The 19,381-nt window shown below is 36.6% G+C and carries 17 protein-coding genes and 1 riboswitch; of the genes, 14 read left to right on the top strand and 3 right to left on the bottom strand.

Annotation, left to right across the window (positions count from 1 at the left end; genetic code table 11):
- The first annotated feature begins 14 nt into the window (after window positions 1-14).
- The 9 genes from TSYNT_RS09155 (at window position 15) to cobC (ending at window position 8,093) form a co-directional block, all read left to right on the top strand.
- Window positions 15-623 (top strand): DedA family protein, encoded by a 609-nt coding sequence (locus tag TSYNT_RS09155; protein WP_059033351.1) that lies wholly within the window; start codon window positions 15-17, stop codon window positions 621-623.
- 168 nt (window positions 624-791) lie between these two features.
- Window positions 792-956, top strand: a riboswitch (cobalamin riboswitch).
- Window positions 945-2,006, top strand: coding sequence for an ABC transporter substrate-binding protein (locus TSYNT_RS09160; RefSeq protein ID WP_238142692.1), 1,062 nt, complete (start codon window positions 945-947; stop codon window positions 2,004-2,006). Its footprint overlaps the riboswitch before it by 12 nt.
- Before the next feature lie 29 nt (window positions 2,007-2,035).
- On the top strand, window positions 2,036-3,094 hold the full coding sequence (locus TSYNT_RS09165) for a FecCD family ABC transporter permease (protein ID WP_059033354.1): 1,059 nt from the start codon (window positions 2,036-2,038) through the stop codon (window positions 3,092-3,094).
- An 18-nt stretch (window positions 3,095-3,112) separates the two neighbouring features.
- Entirely contained in the window at window positions 3,113-3,670 is a 558-nt protein-coding gene (cobU, locus tag TSYNT_RS09170; RefSeq protein WP_059033356.1) for a bifunctional adenosylcobinamide kinase/adenosylcobinamide-phosphate guanylyltransferase, read from the top strand.
- Between the two features lie 21 nt (window positions 3,671-3,691).
- Window positions 3,692-4,630 (top strand): GHMP family kinase ATP-binding protein, encoded by a 939-nt coding sequence (locus TSYNT_RS09175; RefSeq protein WP_059033358.1) that lies wholly within the window; start codon window positions 3,692-3,694, stop codon window positions 4,628-4,630.
- Between the two features lie 8 nt (window positions 4,631-4,638).
- Window positions 4,639-5,748 carry a threonine-phosphate decarboxylase CobD gene (gene cobD / locus TSYNT_RS09180; protein ID WP_059033360.1) on the top strand — a complete coding sequence of 370 codons (1,110 nt, stop codon included), beginning with the start codon at window positions 4,639-4,641 and terminating at the stop codon, window positions 5,746-5,748.
- The gene (gene cbiB, locus TSYNT_RS09185) at window positions 5,745-6,698 is read left to right on the top strand and encodes an adenosylcobinamide-phosphate synthase CbiB (protein WP_059033361.1); all 954 of its coding nucleotides are present in this window, start codon (window positions 5,745-5,747) and stop codon (window positions 6,696-6,698) included. The genes cobD and cbiB overlap by 4 nt, the downstream gene beginning before the upstream one ends.
- Window positions 6,699-6,721: 23 nt before the next feature.
- On the top strand, window positions 6,722-7,459 hold the full coding sequence (gene cobS / locus TSYNT_RS09190; protein WP_059033363.1) for an adenosylcobinamide-GDP ribazoletransferase: 738 nt from the start codon (window positions 6,722-6,724) through the stop codon (window positions 7,457-7,459).
- A 4-nt stretch (window positions 7,460-7,463) separates the two neighbouring features.
- Window positions 7,464-8,093 (top strand): alpha-ribazole phosphatase, encoded by a 630-nt coding sequence (cobC, locus tag TSYNT_RS09195; RefSeq protein ID WP_059033365.1) that lies wholly within the window; start codon window positions 7,464-7,466, stop codon window positions 8,091-8,093.
- Window positions 8,094-8,300: 207 nt separating this feature from the next.
- Here the strand turns inward: cobC and TSYNT_RS09200 are convergent, their stop codons facing one another.
- From TSYNT_RS09200 to TSYNT_RS09210, 3 genes are all read right to left on the bottom strand, one after another.
- A complete protein-coding gene (locus TSYNT_RS09200) occupies window positions 8,301-8,525 on the bottom strand; it encodes a NifU family protein (RefSeq protein ID WP_059033367.1) in 225 nt (74 codons plus the stop codon).
- A 103-nt stretch (window positions 8,526-8,628) separates the two neighbouring features.
- Window positions 8,629-9,051, bottom strand: a complete 423-nt coding sequence (locus tag TSYNT_RS09205; RefSeq protein WP_059033368.1) for a DUF6773 family protein — start codon at window positions 9,049-9,051, stop codon at window positions 8,629-8,631.
- The gene (locus tag TSYNT_RS09210; RefSeq protein ID WP_059033370.1) at window positions 9,048-9,254 is read right to left on the bottom strand and encodes a helix-turn-helix transcriptional regulator; all 207 of its coding nucleotides are present in this window, start codon (window positions 9,252-9,254) and stop codon (window positions 9,048-9,050) included. The genes TSYNT_RS09205 and TSYNT_RS09210 overlap by 4 nt, the downstream gene beginning before the upstream one ends.
- A gap of 344 nt (window positions 9,255-9,598) precedes the next feature.
- On the opposite strand from TSYNT_RS09210, the gene TSYNT_RS09215 reads away from it, so the two are divergent.
- The 5 genes from TSYNT_RS09215 to TSYNT_RS09235 all read left to right on the top strand — a co-directional run bounded on the left by TSYNT_RS09215 (window position 9,599) and on the right by TSYNT_RS09235 (window position 19,304).
- A complete protein-coding gene (locus TSYNT_RS09215; protein WP_059033372.1) occupies window positions 9,599-12,883 on the top strand; it encodes a glycoside hydrolase family 10-like protein in 3,285 nt (1,094 codons plus the stop codon).
- Between the two features lie 72 nt (window positions 12,884-12,955).
- The gene (locus tag TSYNT_RS09220; protein ID WP_059033374.1) at window positions 12,956-14,548 is read left to right on the top strand and encodes a flavodoxin family protein; all 1,593 of its coding nucleotides are present in this window, start codon (window positions 12,956-12,958) and stop codon (window positions 14,546-14,548) included.
- Between the two features lie 10 nt (window positions 14,549-14,558).
- Complete coding sequence (locus tag TSYNT_RS09225; protein ID WP_059033377.1) at window positions 14,559-16,619, top strand: sigma-54 interaction domain-containing protein; 2,061 nt, start codon at window positions 14,559-14,561, stop codon at window positions 16,617-16,619.
- A 207-nt stretch (window positions 16,620-16,826) separates the two neighbouring features.
- Window positions 16,827-18,104 (top strand): dicarboxylate/amino acid:cation symporter, encoded by a 1,278-nt coding sequence (locus tag TSYNT_RS09230; RefSeq protein ID WP_059033379.1) that lies wholly within the window; start codon window positions 16,827-16,829, stop codon window positions 18,102-18,104.
- Window positions 18,105-18,128: 24 nt separating this feature from the next.
- Window positions 18,129-19,304: a MalY/PatB family protein gene (locus TSYNT_RS09235; protein WP_059033382.1), complete on the top strand. Its 1,176-nt coding sequence runs from the start codon at window positions 18,129-18,131 to the stop codon at window positions 19,302-19,304.
- Window positions 19,305-19,381: the final 77 nt, after the last annotated feature.

A 19,381-nucleotide genomic window follows, 5' to 3' on the forward strand; every position in this document is an offset into this window, starting at 1 on the left:
AAGGTGATGTGTTTATGTCTTTGCCACAAACTCCAAATCAATTTATATATTCTTATGGCTATTATGGGCTTTTTGCTTTTTTAGTATTAGAGGGCCTGGGCCTTCCTTTACCGGTCCAAATAATATTTATGGCTACTGCATATCTTATACGCATCGGAGCAATGTCGACCTGCAGTGTAATTATTATTTCTACTTTCGGCAACTTATTTGGCAATATTATTGCATATTATATAGGCTACCGCGGCGGCGAGCGGATTTTTGAAAAGTTGAACAAATTTTTAAAAATAAGTAAAGAAGATATAACAAAGATCAAAAAGTGGTTTGAAAAATATGGGAGCATCACAAATTTAGTTAGCAGGTGGGTGGGAATTACAAGGACACCCGCAATATGGGTAGCCGGCGTTTTTAAGATAAATTTTTTATCATATACATTGTTTTCATTTATCGGCGATTTAGTATGGACGATTTTTTGGGTTGCATTATTTAACACAGCCAGCCCATACTTACACTGGCTTTTTACGTTTTTCTCACATTACAGCCTTCTTTTTTTGATTCTGATATTTATTGCCGTATACTTATCTTGGCATTGGTTTTACAAGATATTCAAGCAAAAAAGTACTTGAAAATACATGTTTACCTTGTGAAATAGGTTATTTGGGTATATAATTGTTATGTATTTAAAATTTAGCATTCTAGGGCAGGAACTGCCCAAAGTTAAGCCTGCGGAGAACGCATGAGACCTATTTACTAGGTATGTTCTGAGAAACAGGAAGCCAGCCACTTTTATAATTGGCGGCAGTTCACCAGGTGCCGCAAGGTTAAAAGGGAATCAGGTTAAAATCCTGAGCGGTCCCGCCACTGTAATCGGGGATAAACTGTTATGCCACTGGGAAACCGGGAAGGCGCAGCTAAAATGATCCGAGAGCCAGGAAACCTGCCTGTGAGTGAAGTACGAGCCTTCGGAAGAAAGGGATGTACTAGAAAGCATTGGCAAAAACACCCCGGTTTTCGAAAAAGAAGGCCGGGTTATTTTTTTAGAAGGGGTAAAGATGAAAATGAAAAACAAATCAAAAATTATATTAACAATCTTTATTATTTCTTTATTTATACTGACAGCGTGCAGCAATAAGACAGCGGCACCTTCCACAGACTCAAAAGAAGCAAAAAATTTCGAAGAATTCCCACTTACTATAGAAGACCAAATGGGAAGAAAAGTTACTATTGAAAAGCAACCTGAAAGAATAGTATCGCTTGCACCTAGCAATACCGAGATACTGTTTAATTTAGAGCTCGGTGATAAGATTGTGGGGGTTACCGATTTTTGCGACTATCCTGAAGAAGCTAAGACGAAGGAAAAAATAGGCGGATTTTCAGAACCTAATATTGAAAAAATAATTTCACTGCAACCTGATATAGTTTTTGCTACAAACATGCATCAAAAACCGGTGGAAGAACTGGAAAAATTAGGTATTCCGGCCGTGGTTTTGGATCCGAAGGATTTTGATGATATGTTGGCAAGCGTCGAAACTATGGGAAGAGCAACAGGCCAAAGTGAAAAAGCTGCCAAGATAGTAAATGACTTAAAAGCCAGAATGGAAGATATAGAAAATAAAACAGCAAAACTTACAGAGGATCGCAGACCCAAAGTTTACTATGAGATATGGCCTTCTCCTATTACTACGGCAGGCCCGGGAACTTTTGTAAATGATATAATACAAAAGGCAGGCGGTATAAATATCGCAGGCGATGCAAAAAAATCCTACCCTGAGTATAGCGTAGAAATGATTGTAGCAAAAAATCCGGATATAATTATATTTTCTCACCACGGCTCAAGTAACCAGTCTGTAGAAGATATACTTTCCAGGCAAGGCTGGAAAAATGTAAATGCCATAAAAAATAAGAAAGTGTTTTATATTGATGAGAATTTAGTTCAAAGAGCTACACCCAGGCTTGTAGACGGTTTGGAAGAGATGGCAAAAATAATTCATCCAGAGCTCTTTAAATAATGTTTGCAACGTCGGATGGAGGAAATACAGTGGACAGTTATCGACTTAGAAATATGCGTTCATATGCTCGCTATGCTTGTATAATTGCTGCAATAATAATATCAGGTATTTTCGCCTTGAGTATAGGAACCGTAAATGTGGCAACAGATAAAGTTTTTAAAATTGTCTTAAGTCGCTTGCCAGTTTTAAAAGATTTCATCATTAAAAACTGGACTGCTACTGATGAAACAATTATTCTGCAGCTTAGATTTCCGAGGATAATTTTATCCTTTCTAGTAGGAGCTGAGCTTTCAGCAGCGGGTACGATATATCAAGGAGTGTTTCGCAACCCCATGGCAGATCCTTATATTATAGGTTCTTCGGCCGGCGCATCTTTAGGCGCTTCTCTTGGAATTTTATTTTTTCCCGCCATGAAAATCTTCGGCATAGGATCGGTTCCATTTTTTGCCTTTATTGGTGCGGCAGGAACCATATTTTTAGTTTACAGTCTTGCAAGTGTTGGCGGCAGGACATATTCTTTTACACTTCTTCTTTCAGGCGTTGCGGTCAGCAGCTTTATTTCTGCTCTTGTTTCTTTTTTTATGTATTTCAGCGACGAAAGGCTTCACCAGATATATTTTTGGCTTATGGGAAGTTTTTCTTCTCAAGGATGGAATGAAGTATATTTGAATTTACCGTATGGCGTTATAGGGTTCGTTTTCGCTTATTGGAATTTACGAGAAATAAACATATTGCAACTCGGAGAAGAGACAGCGTTTTTTACAGGTGTTGATACAGAAAGAGTAAAAAGAATGTCTTTGGCAGCGGCTTCCCTGCTTACAGCATCTGCGGTAGCGGTTAGCGGTGTAATTGGTTTTGTAGGGCTCATAATTCCCCACATAACTCGAGCTATAATAGGACCGGACTACAGGCAGTTATTTTCTGTTTCAGCTCTTGTGGGCGGACTTTATCTAATGCTTGCTGACACCATCTCTAGAGTTATAATAGCTCCAACAGAACTGCCCGTAGGAATATTGACAGCGCTGTTTGGCGGGCCGTTTTTTATCTATCTTCTTTTTCAAAAGAAGAATAAGGACTATAAGATTTAGAGCATAAGGAGACGAGATATGAAAACACTTTTTGTTACAGGAGGAGCAAGGAGCGGCAAAAGCAAATTTGCAGAAGGAGAAGCCAAAAGACAAGGCGGGAAAGCGATTTATGTAGCTACAGCCCAAGCCCTCGATGAAGAAATGACTCACAGGATAGCTGTACATAAAAAGAGAAGACCTGACAACTGGTTTACCATCGAGGAACCGAGATATTTATCCAGAGCTTTGAGCGAAATTCGGCTAAATGAAAAGTTTAAAGAATATGATACAATTTTAATAGATTGTATTGCACTTTTTGTGTCAAACTGGCTGCCACTGGAAAGGGCAGAAGATGTTAACTTGCATGATGCTCTTAGAATTGACTTATTAAACGAAATCGATGCTATAATACAGGAACTGACAAGAATTGAACAAAAAGTAATTATTGTTTCAAACGAGGTAGGTATGGGACTGGTGCCGGAGTATCCCCTTGGGCGTTTATACAGGGATCTGCTGGGTGAAGTAAATCAAAAGATAGCGTCGGCAGCTGACGAAGTGGTGTTTATGGTTTCCGGATTGCCAATAAAATTGAAATAAAGATGTATGGGGGTGAATGCTTTGCAGGGTAAAGCTATTTGTCCGGCAAGTTGCGGCGAGATTATAGAAGGAACTATAGATAACACTAATATTTTGGTAACTTGTCCCATAGCAATTTATACAGAAGTATCGGTTAAACTGAACAATGAAAAAAACAAATACACATGCGACAGTAATCTGGAATGCAATAAAACAATCCAAGCAGTGAGAAAAACTCTCAAATATTTTAATGCCGTCGATCTGGGAGCAGATATAAAAGTTAAGAGCAATATACCTTGTGGGATAGGTCTTTCATCTAGCACAGCAGATATCACCGCAGCCTGTTTTGCCACAGCCCAAGCCCTTGGCGAGAGCATATCCCCTGATATAGTAGCTGATATAGCGCTTTCCATTGAACCCAGCGATGGCATAATGTATCCCGGAATCACGCTATTTGACCATATAGAGGGAAAAATACGAAAAAGATTAGGTTTTCTGCCGAAGATGGATGTTTATATTATAGATACAGGAGAAAAAGTCGATACTGAACAATTTAACAATATGAAAGAGTTAAGAGAAAAAAACCGACAAAAAGAGCCGGCTATCAAGGAAGCATTGAGCATTGTCTTTTCTGCGTTTCAAAAAAAAGATCTTAGACTTCTAGGCCAAGCCATGAAAATAAGTGCCCTGGCACATCAATCTATTTTGCCCAAACCTCATTTACCGGATATTATCGATTTAGGAGAAAAATACAGTGCAATCGGAATAAATATTGCCCACAGCGGTTCTGCAATCGGTATGTTTTTTGAAAAAGATTATGATATAAACCAAAACCTTTGGAAAGAACTCGATGCTATAATGCATAACTATAGTATAACGTATCGTATTACTAAAACTTGCACCTGCGGCGGCGGGCCAAAGACTATTCAAATCTACTCAAATAAAAATCTATTTCAAGCAAAAGAGAAAGCTGAAGGTTAGGAGAAAAAATGCAAAAAGATCGCATTCATGGAGGAAATGTATATAAAGCTGCAAAAGAACTAAATGTGTCACCTAATGAGATATTGGACTTTAGTGCCAACATCAACCCTTTAGGATTTCCGCATGCTGTTGAAAAAATCATATTAGAACACATAAAAGATATTGCTTATTATCCTGATACAGAGCAAAACGAATTAAGAGAAGCAGCGGCATCTTATTATGGCACCAAGCCATCCTGCATCATGCCGGGCAATGGTTCTGTGGAACTTATAAATATAGTGTTTGAAGCGATAGAGCCGAAAGAAGTTATAATACCTTCACCTACTTTTTTAGAATATGCCCGTATTTGCAAGAATCGCCGGCTTAAAACACGTCTTTTAGATCTTACCGCTAATAACTTTATTCTGGATACAGAGTTATTTAATAGAATAAAAAATACCATAAGCCCAAATTCACTTTTTATAGTATGTAATCCAAATAATCCCACTGGTATCATCGCCAAGAAAAGTGATTTAACAGTAACGCTGGAAGAGCTTAAAACCAGAAATTCCTACCTGATGATTGATGAAGCTTTTATGGATTTTGTAGAAGAAAATGAAAGCATGGTAGATTTTATTGAACAATATGATAATCTTATAATATTAAAATCTGTAACGAAATTTTTTGCAATACCAGGTCTAAGGTTGGGGTTTGTTCTTACGAATCCTGAACTTATGAGAACATTTTATAATTTAAAGGATCCCTGGAATATCAATACCTTTGCAGGATTTGTTGGAACAGAGATATTTAAAGACGAAAAATATATTCAAGATACACGATCCTATATCTCAAGAGAGAAAAAACGACTTTGGAAAAATATTAGCAAAATACCTAATCTGGAGCCTGTGTTTCCGGAAGCGAACTTTATTTTTGCAAAAACAATAGGCAAAATTAAAGTTACAGCGCTTGCTGAGAAGCTAAAACAAAAAAAGATTTTAATCCGCAGCTGCTCAAATTATGATTTTTTAAATGAGAATTTCTTCAGAATTGCAGTAAAAAAATCAGAAGAAAATGATATATTAATTTCTGCACTAAATGAGATACTTTGCATAAATACGAAAAAAGAGGACAACTTATGAATATAGGCATATCAATCTTGCTTGCATTTTTACTTGATATAATTTTGGGTGACCCTAGAAGGCCCACACATCCTGTAGTGCTTATAGGTAGGTTTATAAGCTTTTTAGAAAATTGCCTTAGAACTGTTTTTAAGACATCAAAAGGCCTGAAAGCAGCAGGGATTATCTTATGGGTAATCGTTGTTTTTACTGTATATTTCGTAACTTTCTTTATAATTAAGACAGCAAGTAATTTTAACTGGTTTTTAGATCAAATAATAAATATCTGGCTTTTATATACCGCCTTTGCCCTAAAAAATTTATCTGAGGAAGCCTTTAAAATCTTTGAAGAATTAAAGAAAAACAATATAGAAAGTGCAAGAAAAAGACTTTCTTTTATTGTGGGCAGAGACACTGTAAATCTTGACTCAAGAGAAATATGCCGAGCCGTGGTTGAAACAGTTGCCGAAAACACTATGGATGGTATAATATCTCCATTGTTTTATGCTTTTATCGGCGGCGCTCCCTTGGCATTAGCTTATAAAGCGATAAATACGCTGGATTCGATGGTGGGCTACAAAAATAAAAGATATAAAGATTTGGGATGGTTTTCTGCAAAAATGGACGATATAGCGAATTTTATTCCTGCAAGAATCGGTGGTATTTTAATGCTCCTTGCGTCATCTTTTATGCGCCTTAATACAAGAGGCGGCTTAAAGACTTTAATCTCTGATGCTAAAAAGCATGAAAGTCCCAACAGTGGTATACCTGAGGCTATAACAGCAGGAGTGCTAGGCATCAGGCTCGGAGGATATAATTCATACGGAGGCGTAATGAGTTTTAGAGAATATATGGGAGAAAACTTTAGAGAAATTGTGCTGGAAGATATAAAAACTACAGTAAAGCTCAGCATATTAACATCGATTTTAGGCCTTATTATTGGTGAAGTAATCCGCTGCGCAATTTTATAAAGAGAAGGGAGAACTGCTGATAAATGGGATTTTACGTATCACTGCTATTTTTAACTCGCTTGCCACTGCCTCAAATAGAACTCGACGATGAAAAGATTGCTTCTTCTTTGCCGTTTTTTCCGGTGGCAGGTGCGATAATAGGCGGTTTTTTAGCCCTTGTATATGTTTTGGCTCAAAAAATAATGCCGCTTAGCGCTGCGGCAGGTATAGCCACTGCCTTTCATGTCGCTATGACCGGTGGCATGCATTTAGATGGTTTTGCCGATACAACAGATGCAATTTTTTGTTATGGAGATAGAGAAAAAAAACTGGCCGTTATGAAAGATAGTTGTTCAGGGGCTTATGGAGTCATAGGGATTGTATTGATAATCTTGCTTAAATTTCTTTTTATTTTTTCGCTTCCTGAAAAATGGATGATATCTTCTTTGATTTGTTTCCCGGTGATAAGCCGATGGATAATGACATATTCTATGGTGTTTTATCCTTATATTCGCAAGAAAGGTTTAGGCAAGGCTTTTACAGGACAAAGCATTTCTTCCTTTACTATGGCAAGCGTTTTCACTTTATTAATAATATACTTTACCGCCGGCCCCAAAGGAATCGCTGCTAGCTTTATAACATTTTTGTGCGGTTTTGCTTTTATAAAATATATAATTAGACAATTCGGAGGTATGACGGGGGATACATACGGAGCAACTAATGAATTTTGCGAAACGGTTGCTTTGCTGATTTTTTTGATAATTTCCTTTAAGATTGGGTGATATTTTGACAAGATTTTTTTTAGTAAGACATGGTGAGACCATCTGGAATACAGAAAAGAAATACCAAGGACAATCAGATATACCACTTGCTGAAGAGGGTAGGTTTCAAGCCGAGTGCCTTGCGGATAAATTAAAGGACGAAAAACTCGACGGTGTATTTGCAAGCGACCTGAAAAGGACTATAGAAACCGCTGAAATCATAGCAAAGCCCCACAATCTAAAAGTAGTGCCGACAAAAATGATAAGGGAACTCTCTTTTGGTATATGGGAGGGGCTGACCTATGAAGAAATAATGGAAAAATGGGCACAAGAATACCAAAATTGGATAGATAACCCTTATTATACTAGACCGCCAGAGGGAGAAAGTCTTTCTGAATTATGCCAAAGGGTATCGAAATTTTTAATGGAGACTGCAAAAAATAATCCAGATGGGCGCATCCTGGTAGTAAGCCATGCTGGTCCTATAAGGGCTATGCTTTTTACCCTTCTCGACTTAAAGCCAAGTTTTTTCTGGAAGTTTAAAATAAGCAATACATCCCTTACTATTATCGAATATGATGGCCAAAAGGAACTTAGGGAAAGCGATGCTTTTATAGTTACGGTAAATAACACCAGCCACCTAGGTATAATATAGAGGTGTAAACACTATATGGTGTATTGACACCTCCTATGATTTTTATGTTTGCGATTGTCAGTTGCTTTTATTTTATCATAGGAGTTTATTCTTTGTTATAGTTAATTCTGCTTATAGCTAAAGCCTTTTTATCCACTGGCATAGCGCCAGTGGATATCTATACAAAAGAAAAGTGGCCAGTTCTAAAACTGACCACTAAAATTACGATTAAACCTGCTGAACTTCTTTGACTTCAGGGATTTCATCTTTTAAAACTTCTTCTATACCGTTTTTTAGCGTCATAGTTGCAAATGGGCAACCGCCGCAGGCTCCGGAAAGACGTACCTTTACTATGCCAGTAGCTTCGTCTGCATCTACCAGCTCAACATCTCCGCCATCTGCTTGAAGCGACGGACGAATTTTATCTAAAATATCCTGCACCTTTTCCTTCAAATCAAACAACTCCTTTCAAATACATCTTATTTAAAATCATTCTTATTATAACAGATAATATTCTTATATTCAACGAAAAAAATTATAAGTATTTACAAATAGACTACTCGTCTTTTAATATTTGCTTATTCTTTTTCTGTGAAACGTACTGCATTAACAAGTTTACAGCTAAAAATCCCACAAAGAAAGTAATCGCACCGATAAAAAGTTCAAGAAGATCAGTGTTTTTAAAATACCGATAATTTACGGCAGAATATACAATTGATGCTATTATAGATGATGGAATGATGCGTTTTACGCTGACTTTACCGGTATAAATGCCTGAGCTTATCCGTTTTACAGCTAAATAAATACTTGTTCCAAAAAATAGCAAAGCTAAGTCCCAATAACTTGAGATCGGCTGGTGGAACAAAAATTGCCTGCAGAGTATATCAAATAAAAGCCCAAAAAATAAAATTGTAAAGCCCAGGCTGTTTTGCTTCATGGCTTCTTGAATAATCCTTTCGTCCCGAACTGGTTTTTTCATTTATTATCTTCCTCCTTAATCCAAAATAGATCGTCCAGAGTTTTATCTAAAACATGACATATGGAAAGACATAACTTCAGTGAAGGATTATATTTACCTTTTTCGATCAGATGAATTGTTTGTCGCGTGACATCCACAGCATCTGCCAGCTCTTGCTGGGTTAGGCCCTTCTCCATTCTAGCTAATTTAATGCGGTTAATCAAACCCCGGCACCTCCTTTATCTATATTGTAACATATATATTACTAAAGTCAAATATATTTTACAAATAATGACGAACTTATTTGAAAAATTATTAAATAAGGCTAATATCCGAGGCTAAAACGACTTTCTATACTGAACATACCAGCCTGTCATCTTAAACGCAGTGAAGGATCCTTGTAAGAACTAAATAAGATTCTTCGCTGTGCTCAGAATGATAGACCGTTACTAAAAAAAACAATTTTTGACAAGGGAATTGGTTGGGTTTTTCGCTGTTACCTGCTATAATTGATACATACTGATATATACAATGTATCTTGTCCAAAACTCGAAAGGAGTTAAACGATTTGAAAGTTACCAAGACCATCGCACTAGGCGCTTTTATCGCGGCTCTCTTCATGATGCAGTTTAGTGCAGGAGCCAGCACTATGGATATAGCGGCATCCGGCATGCCAAAGATTGTCTTTGAAAATGGCGCCGCCTGCTTCATAGATTTGGTTGATAAAGAGCGAGAGCAAGAGCAAGTTGCGATTTATACCAGAAATTTTGGAGAATACACAAAACCTTTTACCAATGGTATTGTTGAACTAGTAATTGTAAATAATATAGTAGCATATAAAAATACCAACGGACTCAAAGGCACTTATATCCCGGCAGACGGCTATGTTATTTCATATGCAACAGAGAAGGCCGATTCTGTAGAAAATGTTAATATAGGTGATGAAGCAGCACTTATAAATTTGGATGTGCCTATTCTGCCTGAGAAGTATTTTAAACTAGGGGATTTGATTATACCGATAGATGATGTCAATTCACAAAGAAATGCAAATTGCATCGTATTATATGATTCGTCCTATGGAAAGTCTACAAAGACTAATGGGTGGGGAATGGAATTAACGGTGGTGGACGGAGCTGTTTGTGATATCGCTGATATAAAAAATGACGGCGGAGTAGTAGACAACAACTCGCCCATACCATCAAACGGGGTAGTTATATCAATACATTCCGGGAATTCCTTCTATAATCAGCTGCATGAAAACGTCAAACTCGGTGATAAAGTAACAGTCGTAACAGATAATATGAAACTTTACAGTGCCGGCAAGAATACATATGATGCGTTTAACCCCATGTCTATTGAAGATAATCCCTTGGCTTGGGACAAGAAAAATGACAAGCCATATGATGGTTTCCGCGGTCCGGACCAGATAATAATCTACGACTCAAGTTACGGTGATTATACCGGCACAAACCCATACGGCTATGAAGTGGCTGTTCAAGAAGACGGTAAAATAGTGAATGTGGGTGGAAACAATCTGCAAATCCCAGATGGCGGGTTTGTAATATCCGGTCACGGAATCCGAGCAAATTGGCTGCAAAGTTACGCTCGTTTAGGGTCAAGAGTGATCTTGAATAAAGAGAAACATGAAGTAAGGATTATTTTCACACCGGATTCTTATGTTGGCACAGCCGACCTTGCCATAGAAGCGGCTCAGGATTGTTTGAATTTGGCTAAAATACAATATATCGATATTGATTATGATGAAATACAAAATAAAATAGATTTGACCAAATCCCAAATGCAAAAAGTGCATGAACTGTTAAGTCAAGGTGATTACAGAGAGCTGATACAAACCGTAAATGATATACAAAATGAGGTAAATATAGCTTATTATATGACATTTGAATCACCAAAAGTTGAAAACAGGGCGGTATGGCACAGGCCCCGGGAAACCAGCATTGATGAAGTAAAACAGCGCCTTGACATGCTGCAAGATATCAATATAAATACCGTTTATCTTGAAACGTACTGGAATGGATACAGCATATACCCGACAAATAATGAAATCATGGAGCATAATCCTATATATAATGGGTTTGATGTGCTGCAAGCATATATTACAGAGGCACATGCCAGAGGAATAAAGCTTTATGCGTGGGTTGAGGATTTTTTGGTAGGTCAAAATGTAGCACAGAAAAAGCCTGAATGGATGATTGAGAGCAAGCAGGGCGATAGATACTTTAAAGACAGTTTGGGAACTAAATATTATTACCTGAATCCGGCCCTGCCCGAAGTTCGTGATTTTATATCAGGAATGTATAAAGAACTTGTCAAAAAATATGACATTGACGGCGTACAGTTTGACTATATGAGATATCCGGAGTCTGGTGATTATTCTAATGATTTCGGGTACGATTCATACACACGGCAGCTTTTCAAAAATTACGCTGGAGCCGATCCTGCATCATTGACTGCGGAGGATGAATTGTGGCAGGATTGGTGCGATTTTAGAGTCGGCATAATAAATTCCTTTGCATACAGGGTTATTTCGGAAGTCAAGTCTATAAAACCGGATATTCAAATATCTATAGATGTATGGCCGGATTATAACAAGACTATAATAGACACATTTCAAAATCCAAAGGATTGGATATCGCAGGATTATATTAACACAATAATACCTATGTCATATTATCTTTACGAACAGCCGGTTGTTGAAGATATAAATAAAACACAAGCTTTTGCCAAAGGACATGCGCAGGTAAATGTGGGGCTTGCCACAACTACAAAACCTGATATACAGATATTTTTAAGGCAAATTGCAGCTGCAAGAGCCGCATCTGCAAACGGTGTAGGAATTTTTGAACTTCAGTCGCTTTTTAGCGGAGGATATGACAGCGCGCTAAAACTCGGCGTGTTCAGACAGCCTGCAATTACAACGGAAGATACCGAGCAATCTGTAAACCTTATGTTTTCCGATATTTTAAGAAAGATCGATGACATATATTTAAAATATGGCGGCATGGATAATAAGGAGGCTCAGAAATATAAAGAACTCGTCAGGAACATTAAAGTTGATTTTAAAAATGATAAAGATGCGGCAAAAAGTGCAGGTTCAATTAAAAGTAACATTGAAGATTTAATTGATATAGTTGACAGCGATGAAACTCTAAATATGCAAGTAGCCGCGAAAATCAAGGCAGACCTTAATGCTGCGCTTAATATCTTAGAAGAATATATTTCAAATCATAGTTTTATGGCAAACCATAAAGTCAGGGAATTTCAGGCTGTGATACCGGTAAAGATGCTGAAGGAGGAAAAAGAAGCGCCTTTGAAGGCGAAAGCCGTATTTTGCGATAACAGCTCTGCCATTATGTATCTTGACAGCAGTCAATATAATATAATCACCAGCGATGCCCAAATAGCCGATATTGATGATGATGTCCTTAGAATCAACAAAAAAGGAAGAGCAACAGTCATAATCGAAATCTTGGATACCTTTAATTTTGACACTTACAAAAGTGCGGATAATAAGATAAGATTTACAGTAAATAAGAATAATAAAGATGTGGTAGCAAGTTCGGATTTAGGAAAACTGACCGCATCGGATGTAACTGATACACAAGCCGCCTTAAGCTTTACCGCAACGGTGGTTGATTCAGATATTGCAGGATATACGCTTTATCGCAATGGTAAAAAGATATCCGGAAATTTTGATGGAATTTTTATAGATGAAAACCTCCAGCCTGATACAATATACTATTATGAAATACGAGGTTTTGACGCTTCCGGGAAAAAGATATTCAGAAGCAATCAAACAACAATCAGAACAAAGGCAAAAGTAATGGAATAAGGATATTTGAAACTGGTGAATTTTTATGGATTAACAAGGTACTGATATTTCATTATATTTGGAGGCAGCGCTATGAATATTTTAGTGCTCAATGGCAGCCCGAAGGGGGAGCGAAGCAATACTCTCAAAATAACGAAAGCCTTTTTAAAGGGGCTTTGCAGCAAGCAAAGGCACAATATAGACATTGTGGAAATCAAAACAAAAAACATAGAGCCCTGCCGGGGCTGCTTTACCTGTTGGACAAAAACGCCGGGCAGATGTGTCATTAAAGATGACATGGAAGAGCTTATTAAGCAATATATCAAAGCAGATCTTATCATATGGAGTTTTCCGCTCTATTATTTTGGTATGCCGTCAAAAATCAAGGCTTTTCTTGACCGCATGCTGCCGACAAATTTACCATATATGAGCATAAACGAAGACGGGACAACGGGCCACCCTCCACGTTATGATTTATCACATCAACGCTATGTTCTTATTTCAACTTGCGGATTTTACACTGTAAAAAATAACTATGACGCACTTTTTCGCCAATTTGAGATTATATTTGGGGATAAACTGACGAAAATAATCTGTCCTGAAGGAGAACTTTTTTCTGTGCCTCAGCTTGACGGTAAAACTTCTGAATATTTATATTATGCAGAACAAGCAGGCAGAGAATTTGCAGAAACAGGGAAGTTTTCTGAGCTCACGCAAAATAAGTTAAATGAACTCATATTGCCGCCGAAAGTATTCGTTGAAACAGCAGATGCCAGCTGGCAGATTAACGAGCCTGCTAAAAACCGTAACCAAGATGATAAATCTTATAACTATATGCGGCAAATGGCTGCAGTATACAACCCGCAAAGCTATGCAAAAGATGCCGTGATTGAATTTCATTTTGCCGACATTAATAAAACATATCAGTTATGGCTCGAAAAAGAAAAGTGCATCCTGAAAACTGATGATTTTATGCCATATACTACACGAATTGAAACAACATTTGATTTATGGAATAAAATTTCAGAGGGAAAAGCAAACGGTGCAGCGGCAATGATGAAAAAACAGTGCAGAGTCTTAGGCGATTTTAATACAATGCTCAGAATGAATGATTATTTTGGCACAAAAAAATCTATTCCCAAGGCTGAACCTAAAACCAATATGAATATCCTTTTAATTCAATGGATAATCTTATGGGTATTACTTCCGATAAATAAAACATGGGCGGGTATTGCGGGGGTTATAGTATGCTCGATTATTCCGGTTTTAACATACAAATTCAAGCTGACAATATACGACAAAACAAGCATTATAATGGTTTCTGCTTTAAGTGTTTTAGCATTGCTTAACATAAGTTTAAAACTTATAGTTTGTTTATCCTACCTGCTGTTTGGGTTAATGTGGATTTTATCGTGCCTTGCCAAAATTCCGCTGACAGCCTACTATTCAAGTAATGATTATAATGGCGACGAAGCGTTTGCTAATCCGCTGTTTATAAAAACAAACAAGATTCTAACCTTAGCTTGGGGTATGTTATATCTAATTATTGCCATATACTCATATTTCTTAATGAGCAGTGCCGTGGCAAAATACATAGGACTAATCAATCTGCTCGCCCCCTTATTAATGGGGCTTTTTACAGCATGGTTTGCAAAATGGTATCCTGAAAGAATTGCAAGGGGGTAGGGAGGAATATATGACAAAGAAATTAGGCATAGTAACCTTTAGTGCAGCTGTCGGCAGATCTTACAAGGAAAATCTAGAAAAAGTTTTTGGTGACGATGTAGATATTTTTGATTTTTCTTTTGAGAATAATAATTTTGATAGCCAAAACATCATCAATCAGATTAAAAACTTGGATACAATTTTAATAAGTACATATTCACAATATGAGATGCTGAGGAATTATCTTACCGATGATTTTAATGTTGTAATAGCAAAGCTTACCCTTTCCAAAAAAGGCTATAATATTCTAAAATCCCTAACGGATGTAGACACAGCAATGCTAGTGAATTTGAGTCCGGAGATGGCTGCTGAAACCATAGGACTCTTATATCAACTGGGCTTTGATTATATTAAATTTATACCCGTTTATCCAAACATGGGAAAAATACCTAATATAGATGTTGCTGTTACTACAGGAGAAATGCGTTTTGTTCCCCAAAGAGCAAAACGGGTTTATGATTTAGGACATAGATTAATCGATGAAAGCACTATTGTAGAATTGTTTATAAATCTTGGATTGGAAGAATACTTAGCTAATAAAAGTGTGTCAGAATACTTTGATACTCTTGTGACGTATAACATAGGAGTAGAATATCTTTTAGGCAAGTCAAATGCACTAAAAAACCAGCTTGATGCTCTTTTGAGTCTTATGGATAAGGGCGTTATATATGCAAATAAGGACAATATAATTGTTTCTTGCAACGGCAATGCTGAAAACATTGTTAGAATTAATAAAATTGATATGCTGGGGAAAGCTGCAAATAAAATATTGCCGGAGATTGATTTTTCGGATAAACAAATAAAGGATAAGTTGGTCAAAATAAATGGTAAGTATATTAGTTTATCTTGCTATCCAATTTTAGAAAAAGATGGAAAGTATAATGGATCATATGCAATTATAGAGGACTTTCAATCCAAGGAAGATGCACAGAACAAATTAAGACTTCAGCTTATGAACAAGGGGCATGTGGCAAAATATACCATTGATCAAATCCTAGGAAATAGCTCTGAAATAGAAGAAGTTCGTAATTTAATCAAGAGAATGGCAAAATCAAAAGCATCGGTATTGATAACAGGTGAAAGCGGTACCGGAAAAGAGCTTGTAGCCCAAGCGATTCACAACCTTTCTAATAATAAAGATAAGCACTTTGTTGCTGTAAACTGTGCTTCATTTAATCCTTCCCTTCTTGAAAGCGAACTTTTTGGATACGAAGCAGGGGCTTTCACCGGGGCATCTAAAAGTGGCAAAAAAGGAATTTTTGAAATGGCTAATAATGGTACATTGTTTTTAGATGAAATCGGAGAGATGCCCATAGAATTACAGGCAAAACTCTTAAGAGTAATTGAAGAAAGAGAAATAATGAGAGTAGGCGGCAGTGAAGTTATAAAAGTGGATATGAGGATTATTGCTGCGACAAATTTAGATTTAGAGGAACAAATTCAAAAAGGTCTTTTCAGAAAAGATCTTTATTACAGACTTAATGTGCTGCCGATTTATGTTCCGCCTTTAAGAGATAGGAAAGAAGATATAGAAGTTCTAATTGAATATTTTAAGAACAGCATGCATGGAAACTTTGTGATAACAAAAGAAACTATGAATGCTTTGAAAGAATATAATTGGGATGGAAATATCCGAGAGCTGATTAATTGCGTAAGGTATCTGGATAATCTGGAAAAATCTAAAATCGAAATAGATGACTTGCCTTATCATATTAGAAGAAGAATTAGCAATGAAGTCAGGAGAGATTTAAAATTTGATCAATTAGATGAGATACTTGAAGATGAAAAGTGCTTAGTAGTGTTAGAAATACTTCATGAAGCGTTTCTTAATAGAGAAAAATTAGGAAGGAAGACAATAAGCCAAAAGGCATATAATAAAAGATTCAATCTTTCAGAATATGATGTTAAAAGTGTATTAAAGAAGTTATCCTATTACGAGCTTACAAATTCATCAAGAGGAAGAGGCGGAAGCACGATTAGTCCAAAGGGGATAGAATTTCTTGAAGCTCTTAAGAAACTAAATGCCAATTAATAGGGTTTGCAGGTAAAACTAAAAGACTAATAACCCTGTTCATATTTTATAAAATTGTTTTTTAAACTGTCAAATCTAAAATCTATCTTTAGAACAACAGCCTTCGGGCTGTTGTTTGAATATAAAACGCAAAAATTTCTAATGGCACACAACTTGCATTATTTATAGAAATAAAACTTATTGAAATAAAACAAGGAGGAATAATTCATGCAAACAGAAAAATCTAAAAAAAGAGGTGCTCTCGGAAGCTATAGGTTTATCATTCTCTTAATTGTTGGAATTGTTACAGGCTGCATTATTGGATTGATATTTAAAGAGAAGGCAGTAGTATTAAAACCCTTTGGAGAACTATTTCTAAATTTGATGTTTACAGTTGTAGTTCCTCTTGTCTTTTTTAGCTTGTCAAGTTCGATTGCGAAAATGACAAATATGGAAAGATTAGGAAAAATCTTAAAACACTCGCTTATATTTTTTGTGATCACTGGAATCATCGCTTCTATATTTATAATAATAATTTTAACAATTTTCCCTCCTGCTCAAGGAATAAATATTTCTTTAGGAGAATATGAGAAACCAGAAGAAATTAACTTTTTGACCCAGATAGTGCAAGCAGTTTCGGTAAATGATTTTAATCTTATACTTTCTAAAAAAGCCATGTTGCCGCTTATAATTTTTTCTATTGCACTTGGGTATTGCATAAGGTTGGTGATAAAGGACAGCAAAGACAATCCTGTAATTACATTTTTTGACACTATGTCAGAGGCGTTTATGAAGATGATAAATCTTATTATGCTTTATGCACCAATAGGCTTAGGAGCTTATTTTGCCGCATTGGTAGGGGACTATGGCACGAACTTGATTGGAGCATACAGTAGAGCCATTATAATGTTTTTTCCTATTTGCATATTGTATTTTCTAATAGGTTTTACCGCTTATGTCTACTACGCAGCCGGGATGGAAGGTGTTAAAGTTTTCTATAAAAATATATTCCCTGCAGTTGTAACATCTCTTGCGACCCAAAGCTCCATTGCAACCTTACCTACTAATCTATCCATAACTAAAAAAATCGGAGTAAAGGATGATATAAGCAGTATAATTCTTCCATTAGGAGCTACGATTCACATGGACGGCACTGTGCTTACCAGCTTGATGAAAATAGCATTTTTATTTGGGATTTTTGGTTTGGACTTTAAGGGAATTGGTGTATGGACAACAGCAACACTTCTTTCTATTTTGACGGGTGTAGTGCTGAGCGGGATTCCAAGCGGAGGAATGATGGGAGATATAATGATAGTAAGTTTTTATGGATTTAACCAGGAAGTTCTCCCTATTATTGTAACTATCGGCTTACTTACAGATGCTATCGCGACAATGATAAATTCAACAGGGGATACTGTAGTATGCATGATGGTAAGTCGAACCGTTGATGGCAAGGATTGGCTTGAAAAAGCAAAATTGCAAAAAGCAGTTGATGTAGTTGAATAATAAAAAATGGATCGAGGGATTTGAATGTATAATTTTGATGAAATAATTGACAGAAGAAACACAGATTCAGTAAAGTATGATGAAATGGATATAAATTTTGGAAGAAATGACTTAATGCCATTTTGGGTAGCTGACATGGATATAAAATCACCGGATTTTGTAATATCTACTATAACAAAAAGGGCTCAACACGGGATCTTTGGATATACGAGAAGACCGGATCAGTTTTATGATGCTATAGTAAAGTGGTTAAAACTGCGGCATAATCTGGATGCTGCAAAGGAAAATATAGAGTATGCACCCGGAGTAGTTTTTGCTCTGAACATGATGGTAAGAAAGTTTACGCAGGAAGGAGACAAAGTTATCATACAAACTCCTGTATATTATCCGTTTTTTAATGTAATAAAAGGAAGCAATAGACAAATTGTAGAAAATCCACTAGTAGTCAAAGATGGTAAATATACAATGGATTTTGATGACCTAGAGAAGAAGGCATCTGATCCGGCCTGTAAAATGCTTATATTGTGCAGCCCTCATAATCCAGTTGGGAGAGTTTGGAGCAGGGAAGAGTTAGAGCAGCTTGGAGAAATATGTTTAAAAAACGGAGTGCTTGTAGTCTCTGATGAAATCCATTTCGATATTGTATTTAAAAATAGTGCTCACGTACCGTTTGCCAGCATATCCGAAAAATTTAAAATGAATTCGATAACTTGTACTGCACCTAGCAAAACATTTAATATCGCAGGTCTTCACAGCGCATATTGTATTATATTTGATAATGAGAAAATGAATGCATATAAAAAAGAGTTAAGTTTATTGGATCTTAACAGGTCAAACGTATTTAGCAGAGTAGTAACTCAGGCTGTATATGAACAGGGGGCAGAGTGGGTAGACGAGCTTATAGAATATCTTGAGGGCAATGCGAATTTTGTATATGATTATATAAATAAAAACATAAAGGGAATAAGACCCACAAAAATGCAGGGAACTTATCTTATGTGGCTTGATTGCAGGGGGCTTGGCTTAAATGAAAAAGAAATCGATAAATTATTTGTGGACAAAGCAGGTTTAGCACTTGATAGCGGATACTGGTTCGGAGAAAATGGAAGGGGATTTATGAGGCTTAACCTAGGCTGTCCAAGAGCATTGCTTGAGAATGCGATGGAAAAGCTAAAAAAGGCGACCGTGGAAGTGATTTAACATTGTGATACCATTTATATGCTTCAAATACCTCTTGAGTTTTGCTTTATCAAGAGGTATTTGAAGAACCTATAATT

Source organism: Tepidanaerobacter syntrophicus (assembly GCF_001485475.2).
In the GTDB taxonomy this organism is placed as follows: domain Bacteria; phylum Bacillota; class Thermosediminibacteria; order Thermosediminibacterales; family Tepidanaerobacteraceae; genus Tepidanaerobacter; species Tepidanaerobacter syntrophicus.